At 59.0% G+C, this 21600-nt stretch carries 23 protein-coding genes; 12 read left to right on the top strand and 11 right to left on the bottom strand.

The features are described 5' to 3' along the window. Positions 1–229: 229 nt before the first annotated feature. Both HMPREF9371_RS10330 and yihA read right to left on the bottom strand, forming a co-directional pair. Positions 230–1243, bottom strand: a complete 1014-nt coding sequence (locus HMPREF9371_RS10330; RefSeq protein ID WP_009120084.1) for an AraC family transcriptional regulator — start codon at positions 1241–1243, stop codon at positions 230–232. Positions 1244–1281: 38 nt separating this feature from the next. Continuing rightward, entirely contained in the window at positions 1282–1938 is a 657-nt protein-coding gene (gene yihA / locus HMPREF9371_RS10325) for a ribosome biogenesis GTP-binding protein YihA/YsxC (RefSeq protein WP_009120083.1), read from the bottom strand. 133 nt (positions 1939–2071) lie between these two features. Here yihA and HMPREF9371_RS10320 point away from each other — a divergent pair, with 133 nt between their 5' ends. Then, entirely contained in the window at positions 2072–2710 is a 639-nt protein-coding gene (locus tag HMPREF9371_RS10320; RefSeq protein ID WP_009120081.1) for a c-type cytochrome, read from the top strand. A gap of 272 nt (positions 2711–2982) precedes the next feature. Here HMPREF9371_RS10320 and HMPREF9371_RS10315 read toward each other — a convergent pair whose 3' ends face one another. After that, the gene (locus HMPREF9371_RS10315; protein ID WP_009120079.1) at positions 2983–4317 is read right to left on the bottom strand and encodes a DEAD/DEAH box helicase; all 1335 of its coding nucleotides are present in this window, start codon (positions 4315–4317) and stop codon (positions 2983–2985) included. Between the two features lie 94 nt (positions 4318–4411). Here HMPREF9371_RS10315 and HMPREF9371_RS12660 point away from each other — a divergent pair, with 94 nt between their 5' ends. The 7 genes from HMPREF9371_RS12660 (at position 4412) to tsf (ending at position 9847) form a co-directional block, all read left to right on the top strand. Next, a complete protein-coding gene (locus tag HMPREF9371_RS12660; protein WP_156787028.1) occupies positions 4412–4609 on the top strand; it encodes a hypothetical protein in 198 nt (65 codons plus the stop codon). Positions 4610–4737: 128 nt separating this feature from the next. Then, on the top strand, positions 4738–5682 hold the full coding sequence (locus tag HMPREF9371_RS10310) for a class I SAM-dependent methyltransferase (RefSeq protein WP_009120078.1): 945 nt from the start codon (positions 4738–4740) through the stop codon (positions 5680–5682). Between the two features lie 361 nt (positions 5683–6043). Further along, the gene (locus HMPREF9371_RS10305) at positions 6044–7174 is read left to right on the top strand and encodes a beta-ketoacyl-ACP synthase III (protein WP_009120076.1); all 1131 of its coding nucleotides are present in this window, start codon (positions 6044–6046) and stop codon (positions 7172–7174) included. Then, on the top strand, positions 7171–7686 hold the full coding sequence (coaD, locus tag HMPREF9371_RS10300; RefSeq protein WP_009120075.1) for a pantetheine-phosphate adenylyltransferase: 516 nt from the start codon (positions 7171–7173) through the stop codon (positions 7684–7686). Before HMPREF9371_RS10305 ends, coaD begins: the two co-directional genes overlap by 4 nt. Before the next feature lie 56 nt (positions 7687–7742). Beyond that, positions 7743–7931 (top strand): ATP-dependent exonuclease, encoded by a 189-nt coding sequence (locus HMPREF9371_RS13725; protein WP_232203149.1) that lies wholly within the window; start codon positions 7743–7745, stop codon positions 7929–7931. Between the two features lie 236 nt (positions 7932–8167). Next, entirely contained in the window at positions 8168–8893 is a 726-nt protein-coding gene (gene rpsB / locus HMPREF9371_RS10295) for a 30S ribosomal protein S2 (RefSeq protein ID WP_009120073.1), read from the top strand. Positions 8894–8992: 99 nt separating this feature from the next. Then, complete coding sequence (tsf, locus tag HMPREF9371_RS10290; RefSeq protein WP_009120072.1) at positions 8993–9847, top strand: translation elongation factor Ts; 855 nt, start codon at positions 8993–8995, stop codon at positions 9845–9847. Positions 9848–10561: 714 nt separating this feature from the next. On the opposite strand, the gene HMPREF9371_RS10285 is transcribed toward tsf, so the two are convergent. Next, on the bottom strand, positions 10562–10936 hold the full coding sequence (locus HMPREF9371_RS10285) for a PepSY domain-containing protein (protein ID WP_009120071.1): 375 nt from the start codon (positions 10934–10936) through the stop codon (positions 10562–10564). Positions 10937–11025: 89 nt separating this feature from the next. Further along, a complete protein-coding gene (locus HMPREF9371_RS10280; RefSeq protein ID WP_009120070.1) occupies positions 11026–11379 on the bottom strand; it encodes a YgiW/YdeI family stress tolerance OB fold protein in 354 nt (117 codons plus the stop codon). Between the two features lie 242 nt (positions 11380–11621). On the opposite strand from HMPREF9371_RS10280, the gene HMPREF9371_RS13720 reads away from it, so the two are divergent. Further along, a complete protein-coding gene (locus tag HMPREF9371_RS13720) occupies positions 11622–11855 on the top strand; it encodes an ATP-dependent exonuclease (RefSeq protein WP_232203148.1) in 234 nt (77 codons plus the stop codon). A gap of 61 nt (positions 11856–11916) precedes the next feature. Here the strand turns inward: HMPREF9371_RS13720 and rplI are convergent, their stop codons facing one another. From rplI to ppc, 6 genes are all read right to left on the bottom strand, one after another. Beyond that, entirely contained in the window at positions 11917–12369 is a 453-nt protein-coding gene (gene rplI, locus HMPREF9371_RS10275) for a 50S ribosomal protein L9 (RefSeq protein WP_009120067.1), read from the bottom strand. An 18-nt stretch (positions 12370–12387) separates the two neighbouring features. Beyond that, positions 12388–12618: a 30S ribosomal protein S18 gene (rpsR, locus tag HMPREF9371_RS10270; protein WP_009120066.1), complete on the bottom strand. Its 231-nt coding sequence runs from the start codon at positions 12616–12618 to the stop codon at positions 12388–12390. A 6-nt stretch (positions 12619–12624) separates the two neighbouring features. Next, a complete protein-coding gene (gene priB, locus HMPREF9371_RS10265) occupies positions 12625–12921 on the bottom strand; it encodes a primosomal replication protein N (protein ID WP_009120065.1) in 297 nt (98 codons plus the stop codon). A 1-nt stretch (position 12922) separates the two neighbouring features. Then, positions 12923–13303 carry a 30S ribosomal protein S6 gene (gene rpsF, locus HMPREF9371_RS10260; RefSeq protein WP_009120064.1) on the bottom strand — a complete coding sequence of 127 codons (381 nt, stop codon included), beginning with the start codon at positions 13301–13303 and terminating at the stop codon, positions 12923–12925. A 117-nt stretch (positions 13304–13420) separates the two neighbouring features. Further along, the gene (locus HMPREF9371_RS10255) at positions 13421–14317 is read right to left on the bottom strand and encodes a DMT family transporter (RefSeq protein ID WP_009120063.1); all 897 of its coding nucleotides are present in this window, start codon (positions 14315–14317) and stop codon (positions 13421–13423) included. A 225-nt stretch (positions 14318–14542) separates the two neighbouring features. Further along, entirely contained in the window at positions 14543–17251 is a 2709-nt protein-coding gene (ppc, locus tag HMPREF9371_RS10250) for a phosphoenolpyruvate carboxylase (protein WP_009120061.1), read from the bottom strand. A 173-nt stretch (positions 17252–17424) separates the two neighbouring features. Here ppc and HMPREF9371_RS10245 point away from each other — a divergent pair, with 173 nt between their 5' ends. The 3 genes from HMPREF9371_RS10245 (at position 17425) to HMPREF9371_RS10235 (ending at position 21455) form a co-directional block, all read left to right on the top strand. Then, positions 17425–18858, top strand: coding sequence for a mechanosensitive ion channel family protein (locus tag HMPREF9371_RS10245; RefSeq protein WP_009120060.1), 1434 nt, complete (start codon positions 17425–17427; stop codon positions 18856–18858). Then, the gene (gene nudB / locus HMPREF9371_RS10240; RefSeq protein ID WP_009120059.1) at positions 18855–19349 is read left to right on the top strand and encodes a dihydroneopterin triphosphate diphosphatase; all 495 of its coding nucleotides are present in this window, start codon (positions 18855–18857) and stop codon (positions 19347–19349) included. The genes HMPREF9371_RS10245 and nudB overlap by 4 nt, the downstream gene beginning before the upstream one ends. Positions 19350–19430: 81 nt before the next feature. After that, positions 19431–21455, top strand: coding sequence for a site-specific recombinase (locus tag HMPREF9371_RS10235; RefSeq protein WP_009120058.1), 2025 nt, complete (start codon positions 19431–19433; stop codon positions 21453–21455). Positions 21456–21600: the final 145 nt, after the last annotated feature.

The following is a 21600-nucleotide window of genomic DNA, read 5'->3' as shown; positions in this document are numbered from 1 at the left end:
GCGGGCTGAGACCTTTGCAAAACCTCCAGATGTGGATGCAGTTCAAGGCGTAGCAGCGCAGCGAACGTGAACGTCAGGAATCCCTGTGGGACAGACATATCATACAGATAGGCAAGTGAGCGAGCAGTACCCATAGGGCATAAACACACAACGCAGAAATGCGCCGCAGATGGGGGTTTTGAAAGGTCTCAGGCTACCTGAAAACCCTTCACGCCGGCTGTCACAGACGCTAACGGCCGTACCAGGTGGCGGGGCTGCTGCCGGTCCAGCGTTTGAAGGCGTGCTTGAAGGCGGCGGGGTCGGCAAAGCCGAGGGCGTCGGCAATCTGCGCCAGATTGTGCTGGCGGTCGTGCAGCAGTGCCACCGCTTCGTGCAGGCGAATGTCGTCGAGCAGGGTTTGGAAGGCGGTGCCGCATTTGCGCAGGTGGCGGTGCAGGGTGCGCTCGGTCATGTGCAATTCGGCCGCCACCGCCGGCATGGCGCTGTAGCGCTTCAAATCGCCGGCCATCAGGGTGCGCACCTTCAGCACCAAGGGCTGCATCAAGAGGGCGCCGATTTGCTGTTCGAGGGCGCAGCATTGGCGCAGGGTTTGTGCAAACACGCTGCTTTGGGCATAGGGCAACGGCAGCGCCAATAATTCAGCACTAAAGCAGAGGGCGTCGGCCTCGCCGCCCTGGTCGCGGTATTGGGTGGCAAAGGCACCGCCGTCCACCACGCCTAGGGTGGCGATGATTTGGCGGTAGGCTTCGGCGCACAGGCGCAGATGGAAGCGGAACAGCTCGGGGCGGCCGCGGTAATGCTCGAAGCGCAGCTGCGCTTGGCCGCTGTCGGGGCAATGCAGCAGGCGGATGCCGAAATAGCTGCCCAGTTGCAGCGGAAACTGAAGGGCGGTGGCCAGCGCGGTGCCCAAGTCGGCGCTGAGCAGCATCAAATAACCCAACAGGCCGTAATAGGAAAAATGCAGATGGCGGCCCAGGCGGCAGCCCCATTCGGCGGCGTCGCCAGCGGCCACGCACTGCAAAAAGCAGTATTCCTCCAAATCGCGGCTGATGTAATTGAGTTCGCGGTAAAGCGGGTTTTGCGCCTGATAAGCGGCCACCGCCGAGCGCAGTTGCGCTGCCTGCGGCCCCTCGCCCAACAGCTCGGCCAAGCCTTCCAGCGCACTGGCGCTGGTGGGCTGGCCCGAACCGTAACCGGCGGGCAGGTGGGCTTGGCTGTCGGCCAGGCAGTGCCAATCGGGCATGGGCGCTCCTTATTGATTGCTTGGGCGGTGCCGCGCTTTCAGGTAGCCTGCGGCGGCTCTGAGGTGGCGGCATCGTCTGCGGCGGTGTTGGCAGCAGTGTGGCTTTCAAACCACTGGCGCACCACGGCATCCACTTCTTCAATGCCTTGTTTTTTCAGGCTGGAAAACAGCTGCACGCCTACTTCTTGCCGTTCGGTAAAGGGTTTTAACGCTTTCTTGACGGCAGACAAAGTTTTCATTTGCTCATTCTTGGATAATTTGTCCGCTTTCGACAGCAAGATGTGCACCGGCCGGCCGGTGAGGGCGAAAAAGTCCAGCATGCGCACATCCAGCTCTTTCAAAGGATGGCGCGCATCCATAATCAGAATCAGGCCGATCAGCTGGCGGCGGGTTTGCAAATAGTCGCCCAGCAGCTTTACCCAGTGGGTGCGTATGGCTTCCGGCACTTGGGCGTAGCCGTAACCGGGCAGGTCCACCATAAAGCCGCCGTTGGGCAGCTCGAAAAAGTTGATGTGCTGGGTGCGCCCCGGGGTTTTGGAAACAAAAGCCAGACGCGTGTGGTTGGTCAGCGTGTTGATGGCGCTGGATTTGCCCGCATTGCTGCGGCCGACGAAAGCGATTTCCGCCGGCGTGTCGGGCAGGTCTTTTAAATGATTGACGGTGGTATAGAATTTTGCGTTTTGAAAAAGCGTCATGGCTGGAACAATTTGTGAAATTTGGTATAGAATACCACGTTTATGAAAATATCGGTTTAAATCGGGCAGGCCCGATTCATAGAGTATTGGGGGCGGAGTCAAGAATCAACGCCCTGATTTTAGGAGCATTTTAATGAAACGTACTACCTTGTTGGGCTTGGCGCTGGCCGCTTCCGGCTTCGCTCTGGCCGCCCCGCAGGCAGCCGACATCGCCAAAGGCAAAGAAATTGCCGAAACCGTGTGCGCCGCCTGCCATGGTGCGGACGGCAACACCTCGATCGCCATGTATCCGCGCTTGGCGGCGCAACACCCCGCCTATACCGTACAGCAAACTTTGGCCATCAAAGACGGCAGCCGCAATACCGGCGCCGCTGTGACCATGCGCCCGCTGGTGGAAAACCTGAGTGAGCAGGACATCGCCAACGTGGCCGCCTACTTTGCCACCCAGCTGCCGAAATCCGGCGAGGCCAACCCGAAAGAAAATCCCGAGCTGGGCGCCCGCATCTACCGCGGCGGTTTGGCTCAGAAAGGCCTGCCGGCCTGTATGTCTTGCCACGGCCCCAGCGGCGCCGGTATTCCGGGCAATGCGAAAGCGCAAGACGGCACCGTGGCCTACCCGCGCCTGGCCGGCCAGCACACCTCTTATGTGGTGGACCAACTCAACGCCTATCAAAGCGGCCGCCGCACCAACGCCATCATGGTGGACATCGCCAAACGCATGACACCGGAAGAAATGCAGGCCGTCGGCAATTTTATCCAAGGTTTGCACTAAACCCTGATGCCCAAACCGCCGTATCCGGCTTATGCGGATACGGCGGTTTTTGTATGCTTTTTTTCGGTTTGGCAAAGAGCTCTGGCTACCTGAAAACTTTTCGGCTCAGCCGCTACTGGCGTTGTCTGTTTTCAGGTAGCCTGAAACCTTTGTTCTCCCTGCTCCAAAACATCAACACGGCCATGCCAGCTTGAAACAACTCAGCCTGAGAACTTCGCACAAGCCAGAGATGGGGAGTAAAGGGGCTCCGACTGTTCTCGTTTAACAGCGACTTAGCGGCTGTGGGCGGTCGGTTTGCGGCGCTCTTTCATGCCGCCGGGCTTGCCATTGCCGGATTTAAAGCCGTCTTTTTTGAAACCGCCGCTTTTTTTGGCGCCCCATTTCTTGTCGCCGTGGCCGCTTTTGCCGCCCCAGCCGCCTCTGCCTTTGTTGTTGGGCTTGCCGGCGGCATTTTTGTTGCGTTTGCGGGTGGGTTCCATGCCTTCGATCACCACTTCGGGCAGGGTGCGGTTAATGTATTTCTGGATTTTGTGCACCATCACATATTCGTTGACTTCGGCAAAGCTGAGCGCCAAGCCGTGGCGGCCCGCGCGGCCGGTGCGGCCGATGCGGTGTACATAATCTTCGGCCTGTTTGGGCAGGTCGTAGTTGATGACGTGGGTGATGGTGGGCACGTCGATGCCGCGGGCGGCCACGTCGGTGGCCACCAAGATTTTGATGCGGCCTTTGCGCAAGTCCATCAGGGTGCGGTTGCGCCAGCCCTGCGGCATGTCGCCGTGCAGGCAGTTGGCGGCAAAGCCTTTGTCGTACAGCTCGTCGGCCAGTTGCTCGCTCATGGCTTTGGTGGCGGTGAAAATCACGCATTGGTCGATGTTGGCATCGCGCAGGATGTGGTCGAGCAGGCGGTTTTTGTGGTTTTTGTCGTCGCAGTAGAGCAGTTGTTCGTCGATTTTGCCTTGGTCGTCCACGCGCGCCACCTCAATCACTTCGGGGTTGCGGGTCAGCTTGCGCGCCAGTTTGCCCACGGCGCCATCCCAGGTGGCGGAAAACAGCAGGGTTTGGCGTTCGGCCGGGGTGGCGGCGACAATGGTTTCGATGTCGTCGATAAAGCCCATGTCGAGCATGCGGTCGGCTTCGTCTAATACCAATACTTCCAGGCGGTCGAAATCGATGCGGCCGCTGCGCATGTGGTCCATCAGGCGGCCGGGGGTGGCCACGATGACGTCAACCGGGCGGCTGAGGGCTTTGATTTGGAAGCCGAAAGAGGAACCGCCCACCAGGGTGACGGTGCGCAGCCATTTCATGTTTTGGGCGTAGGTTTGCGCGTTTTTCTCCACTTGCGCGGCCAGCTCGCGGGTGGGGGTGAGCACCAGGATGCGGGGGCCTTTGCCGGGTTTTTCGCTGCGTTTGGTGATGCGTTGCAGCGAGGGCAGCAGGAAGGCGGCGGTTTTGCCGGAGCCGGTTTGGGCCGAGGCCATGATGTCTTTGCCTTCCAGTGCGGCGGGCAGGGCCTGTACCTGAATCGGGGTGGGCTCTTCGTAGCCGGCGCTGCGCAGGGCGGAGAGTAGGTTTTTGTCGTGCAGTAAGTCGCTGAATTTAATGGTCATGTGTTTCCAATGGGAACAACAAGGCTTTCTGCCCGCGTGAAAACAGGGGCAGCCGTGAAGCTGGGGAGGCGGTAACGGAAGTTACGGTAAAGACTTGTCGCAAGCCGTCCGGCTTGGGGTGACATCGGCGACAACCTTCAATCGAGACTGCCCGTATTGGCGGGCAGGATGGAATCTGCTCAAGGCAAAACGGCTGATGAGAAACAGCCGGCTGGCTGAAGACGATGGCTTCAAAGTGAAAAAGAGCGCGCATCATATAGATGCGTTGCCAAGCCGTCAAGCAAGTGTTTGAAATTTATTGTGATGGAATCGAAGGCTACCTGAAAATGCCAAGATGGTGGCTATGGTTGGGGTAAGGCGGTTCGGTGAGCGGCCGGATTGTCCGCTACAATGGCGGCCTTCTTTTTCAGGTAGCCTGTTATGAACGATATCTCCGCTTTCGCCAACCGCTTGGGCAAAAATGCCAAACACTTGCTCAAATGGGCGCGCCGCCAGCAAATCGAAGCGTGGCGGCTGTATGACCGCGATATTCCGCAATATCCGTTTGCGGTCGACATTTACGGCGATCAGGTGCACCTGCAGGAATACGACACCGGCTGGCTGCTGCCGCCTGATGAGTATGAAGCCTGGCTGGCCGAGGTGGTGGAGGCGGTATCGTTTGTCACCGGCTTCCCGCCGCAGCATATCCATCTGAAAAGACGGGCCCGCCAGAAAGGTTTGCAGCAGTATGAAAAAACGGGTGCCGAGGGAGAGGATTTTGTGATTCACGAAAACGGGCGGGCGTTTTGGGTGAATCTCGATAAATATCTGGATACCGGCCTCTTTCTCGACCACCGCAACACCCGCCGCCGAGTCGGCGAAGAAGCCGCCGGCAAACGCTTCCTCAACCTGTTTGCCTATACCGGCAGTTTCAGCGTTTATGCCGCTACCGGTGGCGCGGTAAGCAGTGAAACGGTCGATTTGTCGAATACCTATTTGGAATGGGCCAAGCGCAACTTTGCCTTAAACGGCATTGATGAGCGTTGTCATCAGATTATCCGCGCCGATGTATTTCGTTATTTGGAGCAAGCCGCTGCCGAGCAAAAATGCTTCGATTTGATTGTGATGGATCCGCCCAGCTTCTCCAACAGCAAAAAAATGCTCGATGTTTTGGATGTCCAGCGCGACCAAGCGGTTTTGATCGACGGGGCAATGCAATTGTTGGCACCAGCAGGCTGCCTCTATTTTTCCAATAATCTGCGCAGCTTTGTTTTGGAAGCAGCCATTATGGAGCGTTATCAGGTTTGGGATGTATCGAAATCTTCCGTGCCTGATGACTTCCGCAATAAGAAGATTCACCAGTGCTGGCAAATACGGCACCGTTGAAGGGAAATTTGTTGGACAGTATTGATTGGGGCGCGGTATCAAACTGCCGGGGATCTTTCCAATCCAAAATTACCGGATAGGTTTGTGAGGGGCCCTTTAGTCTGCATGCATAGCGGGTTATGGGCATTGAGCAAGGTTTCGTCTTTGCGGCTGAAGCAACTGTCCATCTAGCCTCTTAAAACATCTGGTTGGATGAGAAGGCGGAATGTTTTGCATCCCTCGGCACCCGCAACAGCCATGCGGTACCGTGCTGCTTGATACAGGCTTTCTCCGATGGCGCCCATGCTTTGACTTCCGTTTTCCAAAGCATTATGCTTGCCGCGTTTGCGGGTTTCCCGCGCTTTTATTTTGGAGCACCGCTATGTCCCACCCCGCCGCCGTTCTCAGCGCAACCGGCCTGTTTACCCCGCCTTTCAGCATCAGTAACGAAGAGCTGGTTGCCGCTTTCAACCGCTATGTGGCCCAGTACAATCAAGAACATGCCGATGAAATTGCCGCCGGCAGCCGTGCGGCGTTGGCCGAGTCCAGCAGCGAATTCATCGAAAAAGCGTCCGGTATCCGCAGCCGTTTTGTGATGGACACAGAGGGGATTTTGAATCCGGACATCATGCATCCGGTATTTGCTCCGCGCAGCAATGACGCTTTGTCGCTGCAGGCCGAAATCGGTGTGGCGGCGGCACGCGATGCTTTGGACCGTGCCGGTGTGGCTGCGGCCGACATTGACATGATTGTGGTGGCCAATTCGAATATGCAGCGCCCCTATCCGGCGGTGGCGGTGGAGATTCAGCATGCTTTGGGTGCCGGCGGCTTTGCTTTCGACATGAATGTAGCCTGCTCGTCCGCCACGTTTGGCCTGCAAACGGCGGCGGACGCGATTGCCAACGGTTCGGCCAGCCGTGTGTTGGTGGTCAGCGCCGAAATCTGCACCGCGCACCTGAATTTCCGCGACCGCGACAGCCACTTTATTTTCGGCGATGCCGCCACCGCCTTGCTGCTCGAACGCGCCGATTTGGCCGCGCCCAAGCAAGGCTTCAATGTGGTCAGCACTCGGCTGTGGACCCAGTTTTCCAACAATATCCGCAATAATGCGGGCTTTCTCAACCGCTGTGAGGCGGATAACGACCCGCTGGCGGCCGACAAGCTGTTTGTGCAGCAGGGCCGGAAGGTATTTAAAGAAGTTTGCCCGGCGGTGGGCGAACACATTGTTGCCCATCTGTCGGCCCAAAATATCGCCCCCGAAGCGGTGAAACGCTTCTGGCTGCACCAGGCCAACCGCAGCATGAACGATTTGATCAGCCGCCGCGTGCTCGGCCGCGATGCCACGCCCGAAGAAGCGCCGATTATTCTCGACCGCTATGCCAATACCAGTTCGGCCGGTTCCGTGATTGCCCTGCATTTATACCAAGACGGCCTGCAAAGCGGCGACTTGGGCGTGCTGTCCAGCTTCGGCGCCGGTTATTCCATCGGCTCCGTGATTCTGGAAAAACGATGAACGCGCCGCGCCGCGCCGTGTATGCCGGCAGCTTCGATCCGCCCACCAACGGCCATCTGTGGATGATCCGCCGTGCCCAAGCCATGTTTGACGAGCTGGTGGTGGCCATCGGCAACAATCCGGACAAGAAATCTACCTACACGCTGGAAGAGCGGCAGGCCATGTTGGCGGAAATCACCACCGAATTTCCCAATGTGCGCATTGCCCATTTCAGCAACCGTTTTCTGGTGGATTTTGCCGACAGCATCGGCGCCAAATTCGTGGTGCGCGGCATCCGCACCGCATCGGATTACGAATACGAGCGCTCGATGCGCTACATCAACGCCGATTTGCAACCCGACATCACCACCGTGATCCTGATGCCGCCGCGTGAATTTGCCGAAGTGTCTTCCACCATGGTGAAAGGCATGGTGGGGCCGCATAATTGGCAGAAAACCATCCGCCGCTATGTGCCGGATGCGGTGTACCGCAAAATCATGGCAGATCAAGGCGAGCAGCCGGTTGTGCCGTAAAGCGGCGATCTGCGACTCAGGCTACCTGAAAATGCCACGGCGGCGTTTCAGGTAGCCTGAGACCTTTGCAAAACCCCCATCTGCTGCGCATTTCTGCGTTGTGCGCTGCTCGCTCACTTGCCTATCTTCATGATATGTCTGTCCCACGGGGATTCCTGGCGTTCACACTCGCTGCGCTGCTACGTCTTGAACTGCATCCACATCTGGGGGTTTTGCAAAGGTCTCAGCCTGGTTTGTTTGCATGACCAAGCAGTCGTGTCGCTTGGTGGGCAAAAATAGCATCCAGGACGTTGTTTCTGGATGCGCTTTTCTTGCGCGAGTGCTTCATTTCCTATACAATTCCGCCGCTTTCGTTTTGGAAGCGTTTTTTATTTTTATCCCAATCATGCTCGCATCTTGCGCCAAAGGGTGCTCGGAATCTTTCGGGAGTCCGGGTTCTGTGCGCACGGATGTCTGCCTTAACCCTTTGTAAGGAAATTAAATGTCTCAAGTTACCATGCGTCAAATGCTGGAAGCCGGCGTACACTTCGGCCACCAAACCCGCTACTGGAACCCGAAAATGGAGCAATACATTTTCGGCGCGCGCAACAAAATCCACATCGTGAATCTGGAAAAAACCCTGCCGCTGTTCCAAGAAGCCCAAGACGTGGTGCGTCGTTTGGCTGCCAACAAAGGCACCATTTTGTTCGTCGGCACCAAGCGTCAAGCGCGTGACATCATCCGCGAAGAAGCCACCCGCGCCGGCATGCCCTATGTCGACCACCGTTGGTTGGGCGGCATGCTGACCAACTACAAAACCGTGAAACAGTCGATCAAACGCCTGGAAGAAAAAGCAGCGGTTTTGGAAAACGCCGAAACCAGCGGCTACAACAAAAAAGAACTGCTGGATATGCAGCGCGAAGTGGACAAGTTGGAGCGCTCTTTGGGCGGCATCAAAAACATGAAAGGCCTGCCCGATGCCATCTTCGTGATCGACACCGGCTATCAGCACGGCACTTTGGTAGAAGCCGCCAAGCTGGGCATTCCGGTGATTGCCGTGGTGGACACCAACAACAGCCCTGACGGCGTGAAACACGTGATTCCGGGCAACGATGACTCCGCCAAAGCCATCCGTCTGTACTGCCGCGGCATGGCCGATGCGGTTTTGGAAGGCAAAAATCAAGCCATCGCCGAAACCGTGGCCGCTGCCCAAGCTGCCGCAGAATAAGCTCTGCCCCGCAGGCTGCCTTATTTTCAGGTAGCCTGCTCCCATTTCTGAGGCGCGGCACCGGCCGCGTTTCGTGTTCATGAATTTTAGGAGACAGCTATGTCTAACATTACTGCAAAAATGGTGGCCGATCTGCGCGCTGCCACCGGCCTCGGCATGATGGAGTGCAAAAAAGCTTTGGTGGAAGCCGAAGGCAACTTTGAAAAAGCCGAAGAAATCCTGCGCATCAAATCCGGCGCCAAAGCCGGCAAGCTGGCTGGCCGCACCGCTGCCGAAGGCGTGTTGGCTTATGCCATCGAAGGCAATGCAGGCGCTTTGGTGGAAGTAAACTGTGAAACCGACTTCGTGGCCAAAGATGCCGGCTTTGTAGAGTTTGCCAACTTTGTTGCCAAAACCGCCGTGGCCAAAAAACCCGCTACGGTTGAAGAGTTGAGCGAACTGGTGGAAGAAGAACGCAAAGCCATCATCGCCAAACTGGGCGAAAACATGTCTGTACGCCGTTTCCAAGTGATCGAAACCGGCAACAGCCTGACTGCCTACATCCACGGCGCCCTGGCTACCGAAGGCGTGTTGGTTGAGTTCAAAGGCGCCGAAGACGTGGCCCGCAAAGTGGGTATGCACATCGTGGCGGCCAAACCGCAATGCGTGGCTGAAAGCGAAGTGGATGCCGAATTGGTGGAAAAAGAGCGCCACATCTACACCCAGCAAGCCATCGAATCCGGCAAACCGGCCGAAATCGCCGCCAAAATGGTGGAAGGCCGCATCAAGAAATTCTTGGCCGAAATCACTCTGAACGGCCAAGCCTTCGTAATGAACCCCGACCAAACCGTGGCCCAATTCTTGAAAGAAAACGGCGCGGAAGTGATCAGCTTCGTGCGCTACAAAGTGGGCGACGGCATCGAGAAAAAAGAAGTGGACTACGCAGCCGAAGTGGCTGCCGCCGCCAAAGTATAAGGCGCCGTCCCTGCTTTTTTAACTAATGAATCAACCACCTGCCGTTTTTTCGGTAGGTGGTTTTTTTATGGGTGATTGAGAGGCGTTTGGACAAAGGTCGCACACTACATTTCGCATTCGGGATGGATTGACGTGTCGTGCTAAGACGGCTTTGAACATGGAGAGCAAGATCATAGACGGCCCGAGACCTTTGCAAACCCCCAGATGTGGATGCAGTTCAAGGCGTAGCAGCACAGCGAGCGTGAACGCCAGGAATCCCCGTGGGACAGGCATATCAGATAGATAGGCAAGCGAGCGAGCAGTGTCCATAGAGCATAAACGCACAACGCAGAAATGCGCCGCAGAGGGGGGCAAAGGTCTCAGCCTGTAGTTCTGTACGACGCGCAGCAAAAAGCGTTGCATTGGTATTTTGGCAGAAAACCCGCATCTGTTTATGGCAGCCATCCCATAAGGGGACAGGAAAAATGCGCGTAAGATATCCAATTTCACTCTACTGGCCGGTTTGGCCAGCGAAGCGTATCCGCATTCGTTGAATATGCTTGGTTTCTGTCACTTGTCTCGGTAGCGAAGCAGAATCACGAAACTAACAAACTGCGTCGCAAGCTTTTGGGAGGCCCCCCCCTGACTGGAGGTCTTCTTAAGAAGTAAATGCAGAAATGTGTCCCAGATAGGGAGACACGAAGTCCTCAAGCCGAAAACTTATCCAGATGAGGCTCAATCATCGCGGTCGCGGCGGGAAGACAGCACCCGCCCGCTACGCGCATCCACCCAAACCTCGTATTTGCGGCCGTTTGCCGCACGGATGTCCACCTCGTAAACCTGTCGGCCGTTTTTACGGGTTAAATCCACATCGCCGACCCGGCCACGGATACGGCGCAAAGCGGCATTGGCGGCGCGGTTTGCCGAGATTATCCGTGTCTCGGCACGGCCTTGGCGGCGGGAAATTGTTCGACGGTCATCATCATCGTCATCACGGTCATAAACCCGGGCAGGGCGGTGGCGGTCGTCGTCATCGTCGTCTGCATACGCCGGCAGAGCGACGGCCAACATCAGTGCGGGCAACAGGCACCAGGCTTTTTTCCATTTCATAAATCAGTCCTTATTCACCCTGAAAAGAGGTGGAACGCACGGAGTAATGAAACAGGCTACCTGAAACTAACCGGCAGCCTGCAAGCAAACTATTGGATTTTCACCACCGATTTCACATCGACTTCGGTACCGTTCCAATCCTGATCGATTTCCGCAGTCAAGCGAACCCTGTCACGAGGCGTAACGTTCACGCCGCGCCATACATCGTCGTCGATTTCAACTTCGATGCTGCCGCTGGCATCACGGAAAATATAATGTTCGCGACGCACTTGCTTTTCAATGCGGCCTTCCAACACCACGTAGCTGTCATCCGGCAGGTTTTTCAAGGCCGCCACGCGGCTGACACTGGCGCTGTTTGCCTCGGCGGTGCCGTGCTCTGAAAAACCCGCTGCCGCGGTAGCGGAAACGGCCAACAACATACTGATCAAAATTGCATTTTTCATCAACTCATCCTCATCTAACCATGAATAAAAGATAAATCGGCCGCCCTGCCGATAAGGGGCAGGGCTTTTTGCCAACACGGTGCATGATACCCTTTGCAACTTAGGCAAAAATTAGGCCGATCAAATATTGGATTAATATTGGGTTAAATCAGGTAAGCATCACCACCGCCGTTTCCTACCGGCTGTTCGATGGTCTTCAATTTGCCGCAGCCGGCCTGATACAGTAGAAGCCTTGATGTAGGCTGAGACCTTTGCAAAACCCCCATCTGCGGCGCATTTCTGCGTTGTGCGCTGCTCGCTCGCTTGCCTATCTATATGATATGTCTGTCCCACGGGGATTCCTGGCGTTCACGCTCGCTGCGCTGCTACGCCTTGAACTGCATCCACATCTGGGGGTTTTGCAAAGGTCTCAGGCTATTTTAAACCGGCCGCCATGCTCTAAAGGTCTGACACTAAAGGATGGGCGCGGCACATGAAAAAAGGCTACCTGAAAATTTTCAGGTAGCCTTTTTGTGTGCGTCTCAGTCACGCAGGCGCTTATTCGGCAGCCGGCACCACGGATACGGTAATGTTGGCCACGGCATCGGAATGCAGCGCCACTTCCACTTCGTATTCGCCTACGGCTTTCAGCGGGCCGTCGGGCAGGCGTACGTTGGCTTTGGCGGCTTCCACGCCGAAAGCACAAATGGCCTCGGCGATGTCGGCATTGGTCACAGAACCGAACAGGCGGCCGTCCACACCGGCTTTTTGCGCCACGGTAATGGTTTGGCCGTCCAGCTTGGCCTGACGGGCTTGGGCGTCGGCCAGGATTTCGGCTTGACGGGCTTCCAGTTCGGCGCGGCGGGCTTGGAAGTCGGCCAGAGCGGCTTCGGTAGCACGCTTGGCTTTGCCTTGCGGAATCAGGAAGTTGCGGGCATAGCCGTTTTTCACGGTTACCACGTCACCCAGATTGCCCAAACCGCCGATTTTTTCTAACAGAATGATTTGCATGTTGAAACTCTCCGTTGATTATTTGTGTTGGTCGGTGTACGGCAGCAGGGCGAGGAAACGGGCGCGTTTCACGGCCACAGACAGCTGGCGTTGGTAGTGGGCTTTGGTGCCGGTGATGCGGGCGGGGATGATTTTGCCGTTTTCAGCGATGAATTCTTTCAACAGATCAACGGATTTGTAATCAACTTGTTTGATGCCTTCTGCAGTGAAACGGCAGAATTTTCTACGTTTGAATGATTGACGAGCCATGTCGTTTTAACCTTTATATTCGTGAATCGTTTGTATGTGCAATATCGGACGGCGGTATTTTTGGCTATAAGCACTGAGAAAACCGCTGACTGCTACGCTGCAGCCGGCCCGGGATTGCCAGACGGCCGCCTCGGCTCCGATCAGTTTGGCCTGTATTTCAAAACGGGCCAAGTAGCGCTCTCCGGCGTCTTGCTGCCAGGATTCGTGCTCCAACAGCAAATCCAGCACGGCGGTGCCGGCAGGGGTGTAACGCAGGGTATCGGCGGCTTTGATGCGGGCGTTCAGGCGGAGGATGTTTTCCAAATTACGCTTCGGCAGCCGGGGTTTCTTCGGCTGCGGCTTGGCCGCTCAGCAGGTTTTTGGACTTCTCTTCTTTCATCATCGGAGAAGCTTCGGTGACTGCGGCGTCCATTTTAACGGTCAGGTGGCGCAGTACGGCATCGTTGAAGCGGAAGCCGGTTTCCAGCTCTTCCACCACGGCGGGCGTACATTCGATGTTCATCAGCACATAGTGGGCTTTGTGGATTTTGTTGATGGGGTAGGCCAGTTGGCGGCGGCCCCAGTCTTCCAGACGGTGGATGTTGCCGCCGCCGTCGGTTACCAGTGATTTGTAGCGCTCAACCATGGCGGGCACTTGCTCGCTTTGATCCGGATGAACGATAAACACGATCTCGTAATGGCGCATGTTTTCTCCTTACGGCTGTAAAGCCTTTTGCCATGCGAATGCAAAAGGCAAGGGTTGAAAAGGGCGGGATTTTAAAGGAAAGCCGTTTGGGCGGCAAGTGCTTGGGCCGGCAAAGATTCAGTTGTCGCGTTTTGCCGACGGCACCCGCCCGCCCCAGGCATTGGCCGAACTGACCCCGATGATCAGGGCCACGCCGACGTATTGCCAGAGATTCAAGCTTTCGTGCAGCCACCAGGCGGCCAGCACCACCGCGGTGAGCGGCTCGATCACCGTGAACACGGAGGCACGGGCGGCCGGCATCTTCTCCAAGCCTTTGATATAGAGCGCATACGGCAACAGGGTGCCGATCACCGCCAAAGCCGCCACCGCCAGCCAGGCCGACGGCGCACCCGCCAACAGGCGCTGCCAGGCTTGGTGGGTATCGGGCAGAAAGGCCATGGCCACGGCGCTGATGAACACCGAAGTGAACAACACCAGCATGGGCGGATTGCGGCCCATGGCGCGTTTGCCGAGCACGCCGTAAAGCGCATAGCAGACGCCGGACATCAGGCCCAAGCCGATACCGAACCAATTGACCTGGCCGATGCCGGCCATGGTGAGGCCCACCCCGCAGGCGGCCAACACGGTGAGCGCCGCAGAACGGCGGGTAATCCCCTCGCCCAGCAGGATGCGGGCAAAAATCAGGCTCCACACGGGCGCGGTGTACAGCAGCGCCACCGCCAGCGAACTGCCCACCGCGGCCACGGCGCCGAAGTAAAACACCGTCATGCCGAACATGCCGAGCATGGATTGCCAAAACAGGGCTGGCAGCTGGCGGAAACTGAGCCGTTTCAAATAGCGGGCGAACCACGGCAGCAACACCAGCAGCAAAACCGCAGCAGATGTCACGCGCAGGGAGGCGGCTTCCATGCCGCTGAAGCCCTGCCGGTTGAGAAACGTGCCCAACACGCCCAAGCAGCCCCAGCAGACGGCGGCGATGATGATTTGGCACATGCCCAGTATTTGCGGATTCATGGTTTCAGGTAGCCTTTATTCAGCGTGTATGGGTGTGGGCGGCAAACGGTAGGATGATGGCGGCGTTTGCCGATATTCTTTCATTCGCCACCCCTCTTGATGATTGGATTTCAGCCTGCAGCAAGCCGGTAACACAAGTTCAGGCTACCTGAAACCAGCCACGCGCATTTCTGCGTCGCCAAAACATTCAGGTAGCCTGAAGCACGGCCGTCTCCGGCCGCCGGTTTAACCGGTATTGCGCAAACCCTGGGCCACGCCGTTGATGGTGAGGTGGATCAGCTGCAGCAGATGGCCGTTGTCCGACTCCTGCCGCAGCCGCGCCAACAGCTTGGCCTGCAGCCAGTTGAGGGCGTCCAGATAAGGCAGGCGCAAGGCCAGCGAGCGTGCCAGGCTGCGGTTGTCGGTGAGCAGGGTGTCGCGCTGCAACAATTGCAGCAGGGCTTGGCGGCTGCGGGCGAACTCGGCTTCGATGCGGGCAAACAGCTCGGCGGCGGCGCTTTGGTCTTCGGCCAAGTCCAGATAGGCGCGGGCGATGTCCAGATCGGCCTTGGCCATGACCTGCTCCATATTCGACAACATGGCGTGGAAAAAGGCGCTGTGGGCGGCCATGTGCTGCAAACGCGCCAAATTCACGGGATCGGCCGCCAGCAAGGTTTCGACCGCGCTGCCGAAACCATACCAGGCCGGCAGCATCAGCCGGTTTTGCGTCCACGAGAATACCCACGGAATGGCGCGCAAATCCTGAATCCGCGCCAGGGTTTTGCGGCTGGCGGGGCGGCTGCCGATGTTGAGGCTGGCGATTTCCTGTATCGGGCTGGTTTGCAGGAAATAATCGATAAAACCGGGCTGGGTGATCAGGGCGCGGTAAGCGGCGAAGGCGGCGTCGGAGAGCGACTGCATCAGCGCCGCATCCGGCGCTTCGCCGCGCTGCGGCAGCAAGCTGGCTTCCAGCGTGGCGGCGGCCAGGGTTTCCAGATTGCGCTCGGCATTGTCGGCGTCGGCGTATTTGGCGGTGATCACTTCGCCCTGCTCGGTGATGCGGATTTGCCCGGCCACGCTGCCGGCAGGCTGCGCCAGAATCGCTTCGTAAGCCGGGCCGCCGCCGCGGCCGACGCTGCCGCCGCGGCCGTGGAACAGGCGCAGACGCACGCCGTGGCGGGCAAACAGCCGCACCAAGGCTTCTTCGGCCTGATACAGCGACCACTGGCTGGTGACATAGCCGCCGTCTTTATTGCTGTCGGAATAACCGAGCATGATTTCCTGAATATCGTCGCAACCGGCCAGCAGCTGGCGGTACCAGGGCAGGGAAAACAGGCTGTCCATCACGTCCAAGCAGCCTTGCAGGGCGCCGATGGTTTCAAACAAGGGCACGATATTGAGGCGGCTGCGCACGCGGCCGTTTTCCAGCCGCAGCAGGCCGGTTTCTTTCAGCAGCAATGCCAAAGCCAGCAGGTCGCTGACGTTTTCGGCATTGGAAATAATGCTTTGGCGGATGGCGCCTTCGCCGAAACGCTGTTTGATGTCCGCGGCGGCCTGAAACACCGCCAGCTCGTGGGCGGTGTCGTCGCTGTAGCGCACATAAGGGTTGTACAGCGGGCGCTGGGTGGCCAGCTCGCGCAAGAGCACGCGCTGTTTGGCGCTTTCGCTCAGGGCGTGGAAGTCTTCCAAATCGGCGTGTGCAAACAGCTCGGCCACGGTGTCGGCGTGCTTGCCGGCGTGCTGGCGCAAATCCAGCGGCATCAGATAAAAACGGAACACCGAGGCGGCACGCAACAAATCGGCCAGCTGACCATCGGCCAGCAAACGGCTGCCGTTGGCGGCCAGCGAATCATACAGCGCCTGCAAATCAGCAATAAAGGCATCGGCGTCGGCATAGGGTTCGAGCAAGCCGAAACGGCTGCCCAAGCCCAAGCCGAAGCCGCGGCCGCTGGCCACCAGCCGCGCCACCATATAGGCCACGGCGCGGCGGTACGGCTCTTCTTCGCGGGCGCGCTCGGTGTCGGGCGATTGCGCCGACATCGCCAGCACCGCCTCGCTCACCTGCACCCGGCGCACCGACATCGACAAAGCCTCATACAAGCGCCCCAACTCGGCGCGGTAAAAACGGAACACCGCATCGGCCTGGCGGCGGAAGGCGTAGCGCAGGGTGTCGGCAGACACAAACGGGTTGCCGTCGCGGTCGCCGCCGATCCAGCCGCCGATGTGCAGCACATCGGGCAGGCCCACGCCGGGATAGGCTACCTGAAGCGCATCCTGCATTTTGCGGTACACCCCCGGCACGGCGCGGAAAAAGCTGAGCGGAAAATAGGCCACGCCGTTGTTGATTTCGTCGGCCACGCTGATTTTGAAATGGCGGGTTTCGTTGGTCTGCCACAGCGACCACAACACGGTTTGCACGCGGCGCAACAGCTCGGCCTCGGCGCGGCTGCCCCGGCAGGCGCTGCGCTCGTCGAGCAGGGTGCGGATTTCGCGGTGGAACTGCAAAATGGTTTGCCGCTGCACCTCGGTGGGGTGGGCGGTGAGCACCGCCGCCACGGTGGTGTGCGCCAGCTGCTGCTGCACCGCCGCGGCATCCACGCCCTGCTGCTGCAACAGCGACAACACACGGGCAAAGCTGGCCTTGCCCGGCGCTTGGTCGTCGGCTTCGTGGGCGCGGCGGCGGCGCTGGTGGTGGGTGTCTTCGGCAATGTTCAGCACCTGTGCAAACAGGCTGCAAGCGCGGATCAGGTTTTCCAGCTGCGTGTCGTTGAGCTGCGGCAATACCCGCTCAATGACCGCCTGCGGCGCTTCGCCGGCCAACAACGCCGCCACCGTGTCTTGCACCGGCGCGCCGGTTTCGGCCGCCAACACGCTTTGCAGCGCATCGCTTAAAAAGGCCACGTCGGCCAAGAGCGGGGTGTCTTTGGGATTGTCGAGCAGGGGGTGGCGGGGCATGGCGTTTCTTTCTTATTGTTGGAGTGGGGTAGGTCGGCCGCAATATAGCAGCCGCCTTCCGCTGCTTGCAATGCCTGTCCAAGAGCGGCTGCTCGAAGCAGGATTCCCTGTATAATCCGCCCCTCTGCACACATCCTTTTACACCTGAATCATTACAAGAAAGTGTTCCGAATATGCAAGAATCCGCCCACTCCGCCGCGCCGGCCGATTGGCTGGCCGACACCGGCAACGGCGTCAAAGAATTTTTCATCGGCCTGTTTAACCGCGACGAATTCGGCCCCGCCCTATTGATGCGCAGCTTTACCGACACCCGTGGCTGGACTGAGCTGGTGGTGATGCTGGCCTTGCTGGCCGGTACCTATTTTGCGTCGCGCATGATTACCCGCCGCGTGCCGCCGGTAGGCGGCAAAATGCCGCTGACGCGCCATCTCCTGCGCCGTCTCAGCTGGCCGATTCTGATGCTGCTGGCCGCTGTGGTCGGCATGTTTGTCTGGCAATATCTGTCCACTTGGCCCTCGCTGTGGCTGCGCCTGCTGGCCATGGCCGCCCGCTGGATGATTCTGATCCGCGTTGCCTTGGCGGTGCTGAATTCCGCCCTGCCGACCAACCGTTTTACCGACCGCCTCGAATACTCGATGGCCGCGGTGTTGTGGGTGGGTTTCGTGCTGTGGATTTCCGGTTTGGACGACATCATCATCGGCTGGCTGAAAAGCCTGCAGTTTACCGTCGGCTCGTCCAAGCTCAACCTCTACACCATCCTGACCGGCCTGCTGTGGGTAGGCATCATGATGGTGGGTGCGCTGTGGCTGGCGCGTTATATCGACGGCCGTCTGAAAAACAGCACCCGGCTGGACGCCAATCTGCAAATCGTGTTGTCGAAAATCGCCACCACCCTGCTGGTTTTTCTGTCGATTCTGATCGCCCTGCCGCTGGTCGGCATCGACCTCACCGTGCTGTCAGTATTCGGCGGCGCTTTGGGTGTGGGCTTGGGTTTCGGCCTGCAGAAAATCGCCAGCAATTACGTGTCCGGCTTTATTATTCTGGGCGACCGCTCCATCCGCCCCGGCGACCGCCTGACGGTGGACAACTTCACCGGCTACGTGACCAACATCACCGCCCGCTTCGTGGTGCTGCGCAGCGTCGGCGGCCAAGAGGCGCTGATTCCCAACGAAACCTTCGTCACCTCCACCGTGATCAACGAATCCTATTCCGGCAAAACCCTGTGGCAGAGTCTGGACGTTCAGGTAGCCTACCACACCGACCTCACCTTGGCCCTGCGCATCATGGAAGAAGCCGCCGCCGCCCAAGAGCGGGTGCAGAAAGACCCGGCGCCGAATGCGGTTTTGGTGAATTTCGGCGACAACGGCATCGATCTGAAAGTCGGCTTTTGGGTAAAAGACCCGGAAAACGGCTTTTTGGGCCTGTTCTCCGCCATCCTGCTCACCATCTGGCGCCGTTTCAATGAAGAAGGCATCGAATTCCCCTTCCCGCAGCGCGAAGTACGGATTCTGAACGACGACCCCCAGCCCGATGCCTCCGCCCTAACAAAAGCCGGCTACCTCGAGCAGGCCAACACCGTTTCCAGCGAAAACGGCCACCCGCAATGAGCGCAGCGGCCAACACACCGTTCAAACGGCCGGTGTCGGTGCTGGTGGTGCTGCACGACGGCTGCGGGCGGGCGCTGCTGCTGGAGCGGGCCGACCGCGCCGGCTTCTGGCAGTCGGTCACCGGCAGCCTGGAAGACGGCGAAACCCCCGCCGCCGCCGCCTTGCGCGAAGTGGGCGAAGAAACCGGCCTGCTGCTGCCGCCCGAGCGCATAGACAATTGGCACCTGAGCACAAGCTACGAAATCTACCCGCATTGGCGCCACCGCTATCCACCCGGCACCACGCGCAACACCGAACACACCTTCTGCGCCCTCATTCCGGCCGATGCCCCGGTCCGCCTTTCGCCGCGCGAACACCGCGCCTGCCTTTGGCTGCCCCTGGCCGAAGCCGCCCGGAAAGTGTTTTCCCCTTCCAACCGCGCCGCCCTGCTGCGCTTGGCCGGATGGCCGCCCGAAGCGGGGAGAGAAACCCCAAAGATTGGCGGCCGTTAAACCCATCCATCCCGCTCGGTTGGCGCACCGTTTTCAGGTAGCCTGAGGCTACCTGAACAGCCACCCCGATTCGAACCTCACATGGCAAACATGACACAGAAAAAACACGCCTCCGACATACCCGCCCTGCTGGCGCAAACCGCCGTCGCCGGCGATGCCTTCGCCCTGCTGCAAGGCGTGATGGCTTGGATGCGCCAAGGCGGCGCCGCGCAGGCCGAACGGCGCATGCGCATGCTCAGCCGCTGGCTGGCGCAAGACCCGAAACTGGCCGCCGCCGTGGCCACTTTGTTGTGCCGCTGGCTGAGCAGCGTGCGCGTGTACCCCACCCTGATCACCATCGGCATCTTCTCCCGCCAAGGTTTCAGCCACGAACTGCGCCAGCGCTTGTACGAACGGCTCAACCCCGCCTACAAAGACCGCAACGACCTGCGCGACGTGCTCTCGCTGCTGTTTGCCCACCCGCGCGACCCCGAGTGGCTGCAAGCCGTGCCGTTCCGCGCCTGGCTGCGCCTGTTCGACCTGCTCAACCGCCGCGCCGACCCCAACGTGCGCCAAACCTGCCGCCGCCACCTGGCCCACGACAGCCTGTATGCGGTGGAAATGCTGTCGGTGTGGATTGCCGCCGAAGAGCTGGAACCCGACCTGATCCGTCTGGAGCCGAAACTTTTGGATGTGGATTCGCCGCTGGTCGGCCTCAAACGCGAGGTGTCCGAATGGCTGGACCACCACCGCCAAAACCGGCCGTTCGATCCGGCCCATTTAAACGTGATGCTGGCCCAATGCCGCGAGCTGGTTGACCGCCTGCGGCGCAAAGGCACCGGCGCCGGTGCCGGCTCCTCGATGACGGTGGCGCACCTGCTGGAGCGGCTCAGCCAAACGCTCAACCGTTTGGAAGACCTGATGGAGCTGCACGACACCCGCCAACGCAGCGCCCGCCTGCTGCGCGCGCTCAAGCTGGCCGGCGGCATTGCCGCCGCCACCGTAGCGCGGCGCAGCATCGCCCCCTTGTGGCGCGGCAGCGTGAAAATGCTGGCGCGCAGCATCAGCCAAAACTCCAGCCGCCACGGCGAACACTACATCACCCGCAACCGCAGCGAATACTGGAGCATGTTCCGTTCCGCAGCCGGCGGCGGCGTGCTCATCGCCCTGATGGCGCTGCTGAAAATCCACATCGGCAGCACGGTGGCCGACCCCTTTATGTATGCGGTGCTCTCCAGCCTCAACTACGGCATCGGCTTCGTGATCATCCACATGCTGCATTTCACCGTGGCCACCAAACAACCGGCCATGACCGCCTCCAGCTTCGCCCAAGCGGTGGAGCGCAACGACAAGGGCCGCGCGGTCAACCTCAAGCTGGCCCAACTGCTGATCGACGTATTCCGTTCGCAAAGCGTGGCGGTATTCGGCAATGTGTTTGTCGCCCTGTCCCTGGCTTCGCTGATCGCTTGGGGCTACCTGAAAAGCCAAGGCCAACCCTTGCTGGACACGGCGGCGGTGGCTTACGAATTCAAATCGCTCAACCCGTTTACCCAGCCCACCCTGCTGTTTGCCGCCATTGCCGGGGTATGGCTGTTCTGCTCGGGCATCATCGCCGGCTTTTTCGACAACCGCTCCGACTACCTCAATCTGAAAATGCGCCTGCGCGAGCACCCGCTGCTCAAGCGCCTGCTCTCCGAGCGGCAGCGCAACCGCCTGGCCGATTATCTGCACGCCCATTACGGCGCCATCATGGGCAATTTTTGCTTCGGCGTGCTCTTGGGCATGACCGGCTACCTCGGTCATCTCACGGGCCTCCCGCTCGACATCCGCCATGTGGCGTTTTCTTCCGCCAACCTCGGCTATGCGGCCGTCAGCAGCCACAGCTCATGGGCGGTTTTCGGCTTCAACCTGCTGTTTGTGCTGGCCATCGGCATGGTGAATCTGGTGGTGAGTTTTTCCATTACCCTGTGGGTGGCCCTGCGTTCGCGCGATGCGGTGATCGACAGCCCCTTCCAGATCGTGCGCACCCTGTTTACCCTATTGAAACAAAAGCCCGCCAGCCTGTTTTTCCCCCAGGCCGACAGCACCCCGCCGGCGGGTAACGGCAAAAAAAACGGCGGCCATTGAACCCAGCCGTTACGCGATTTGGCCGAAAACAAAACCGCCTGCGGCTAAGCAGGCGGTTTAGACGGCTGACGATAGGCTCCAAGCACAACACATGAGGCTTTGCCAACCCCCAGGTGTGGATGCCGCAGCACAACAAGTATGCATA

This window comes from Neisseria shayeganii 871 (assembly GCF_000226875.1).
Lineage (GTDB): Bacteria > Pseudomonadota > Gammaproteobacteria > Burkholderiales > Neisseriaceae > Eikenella > Eikenella shayeganii.
The sequence above is the reverse complement of the archived record's forward strand: the minus strand, read 5'-3'. Positions and strand labels throughout refer to the sequence as shown.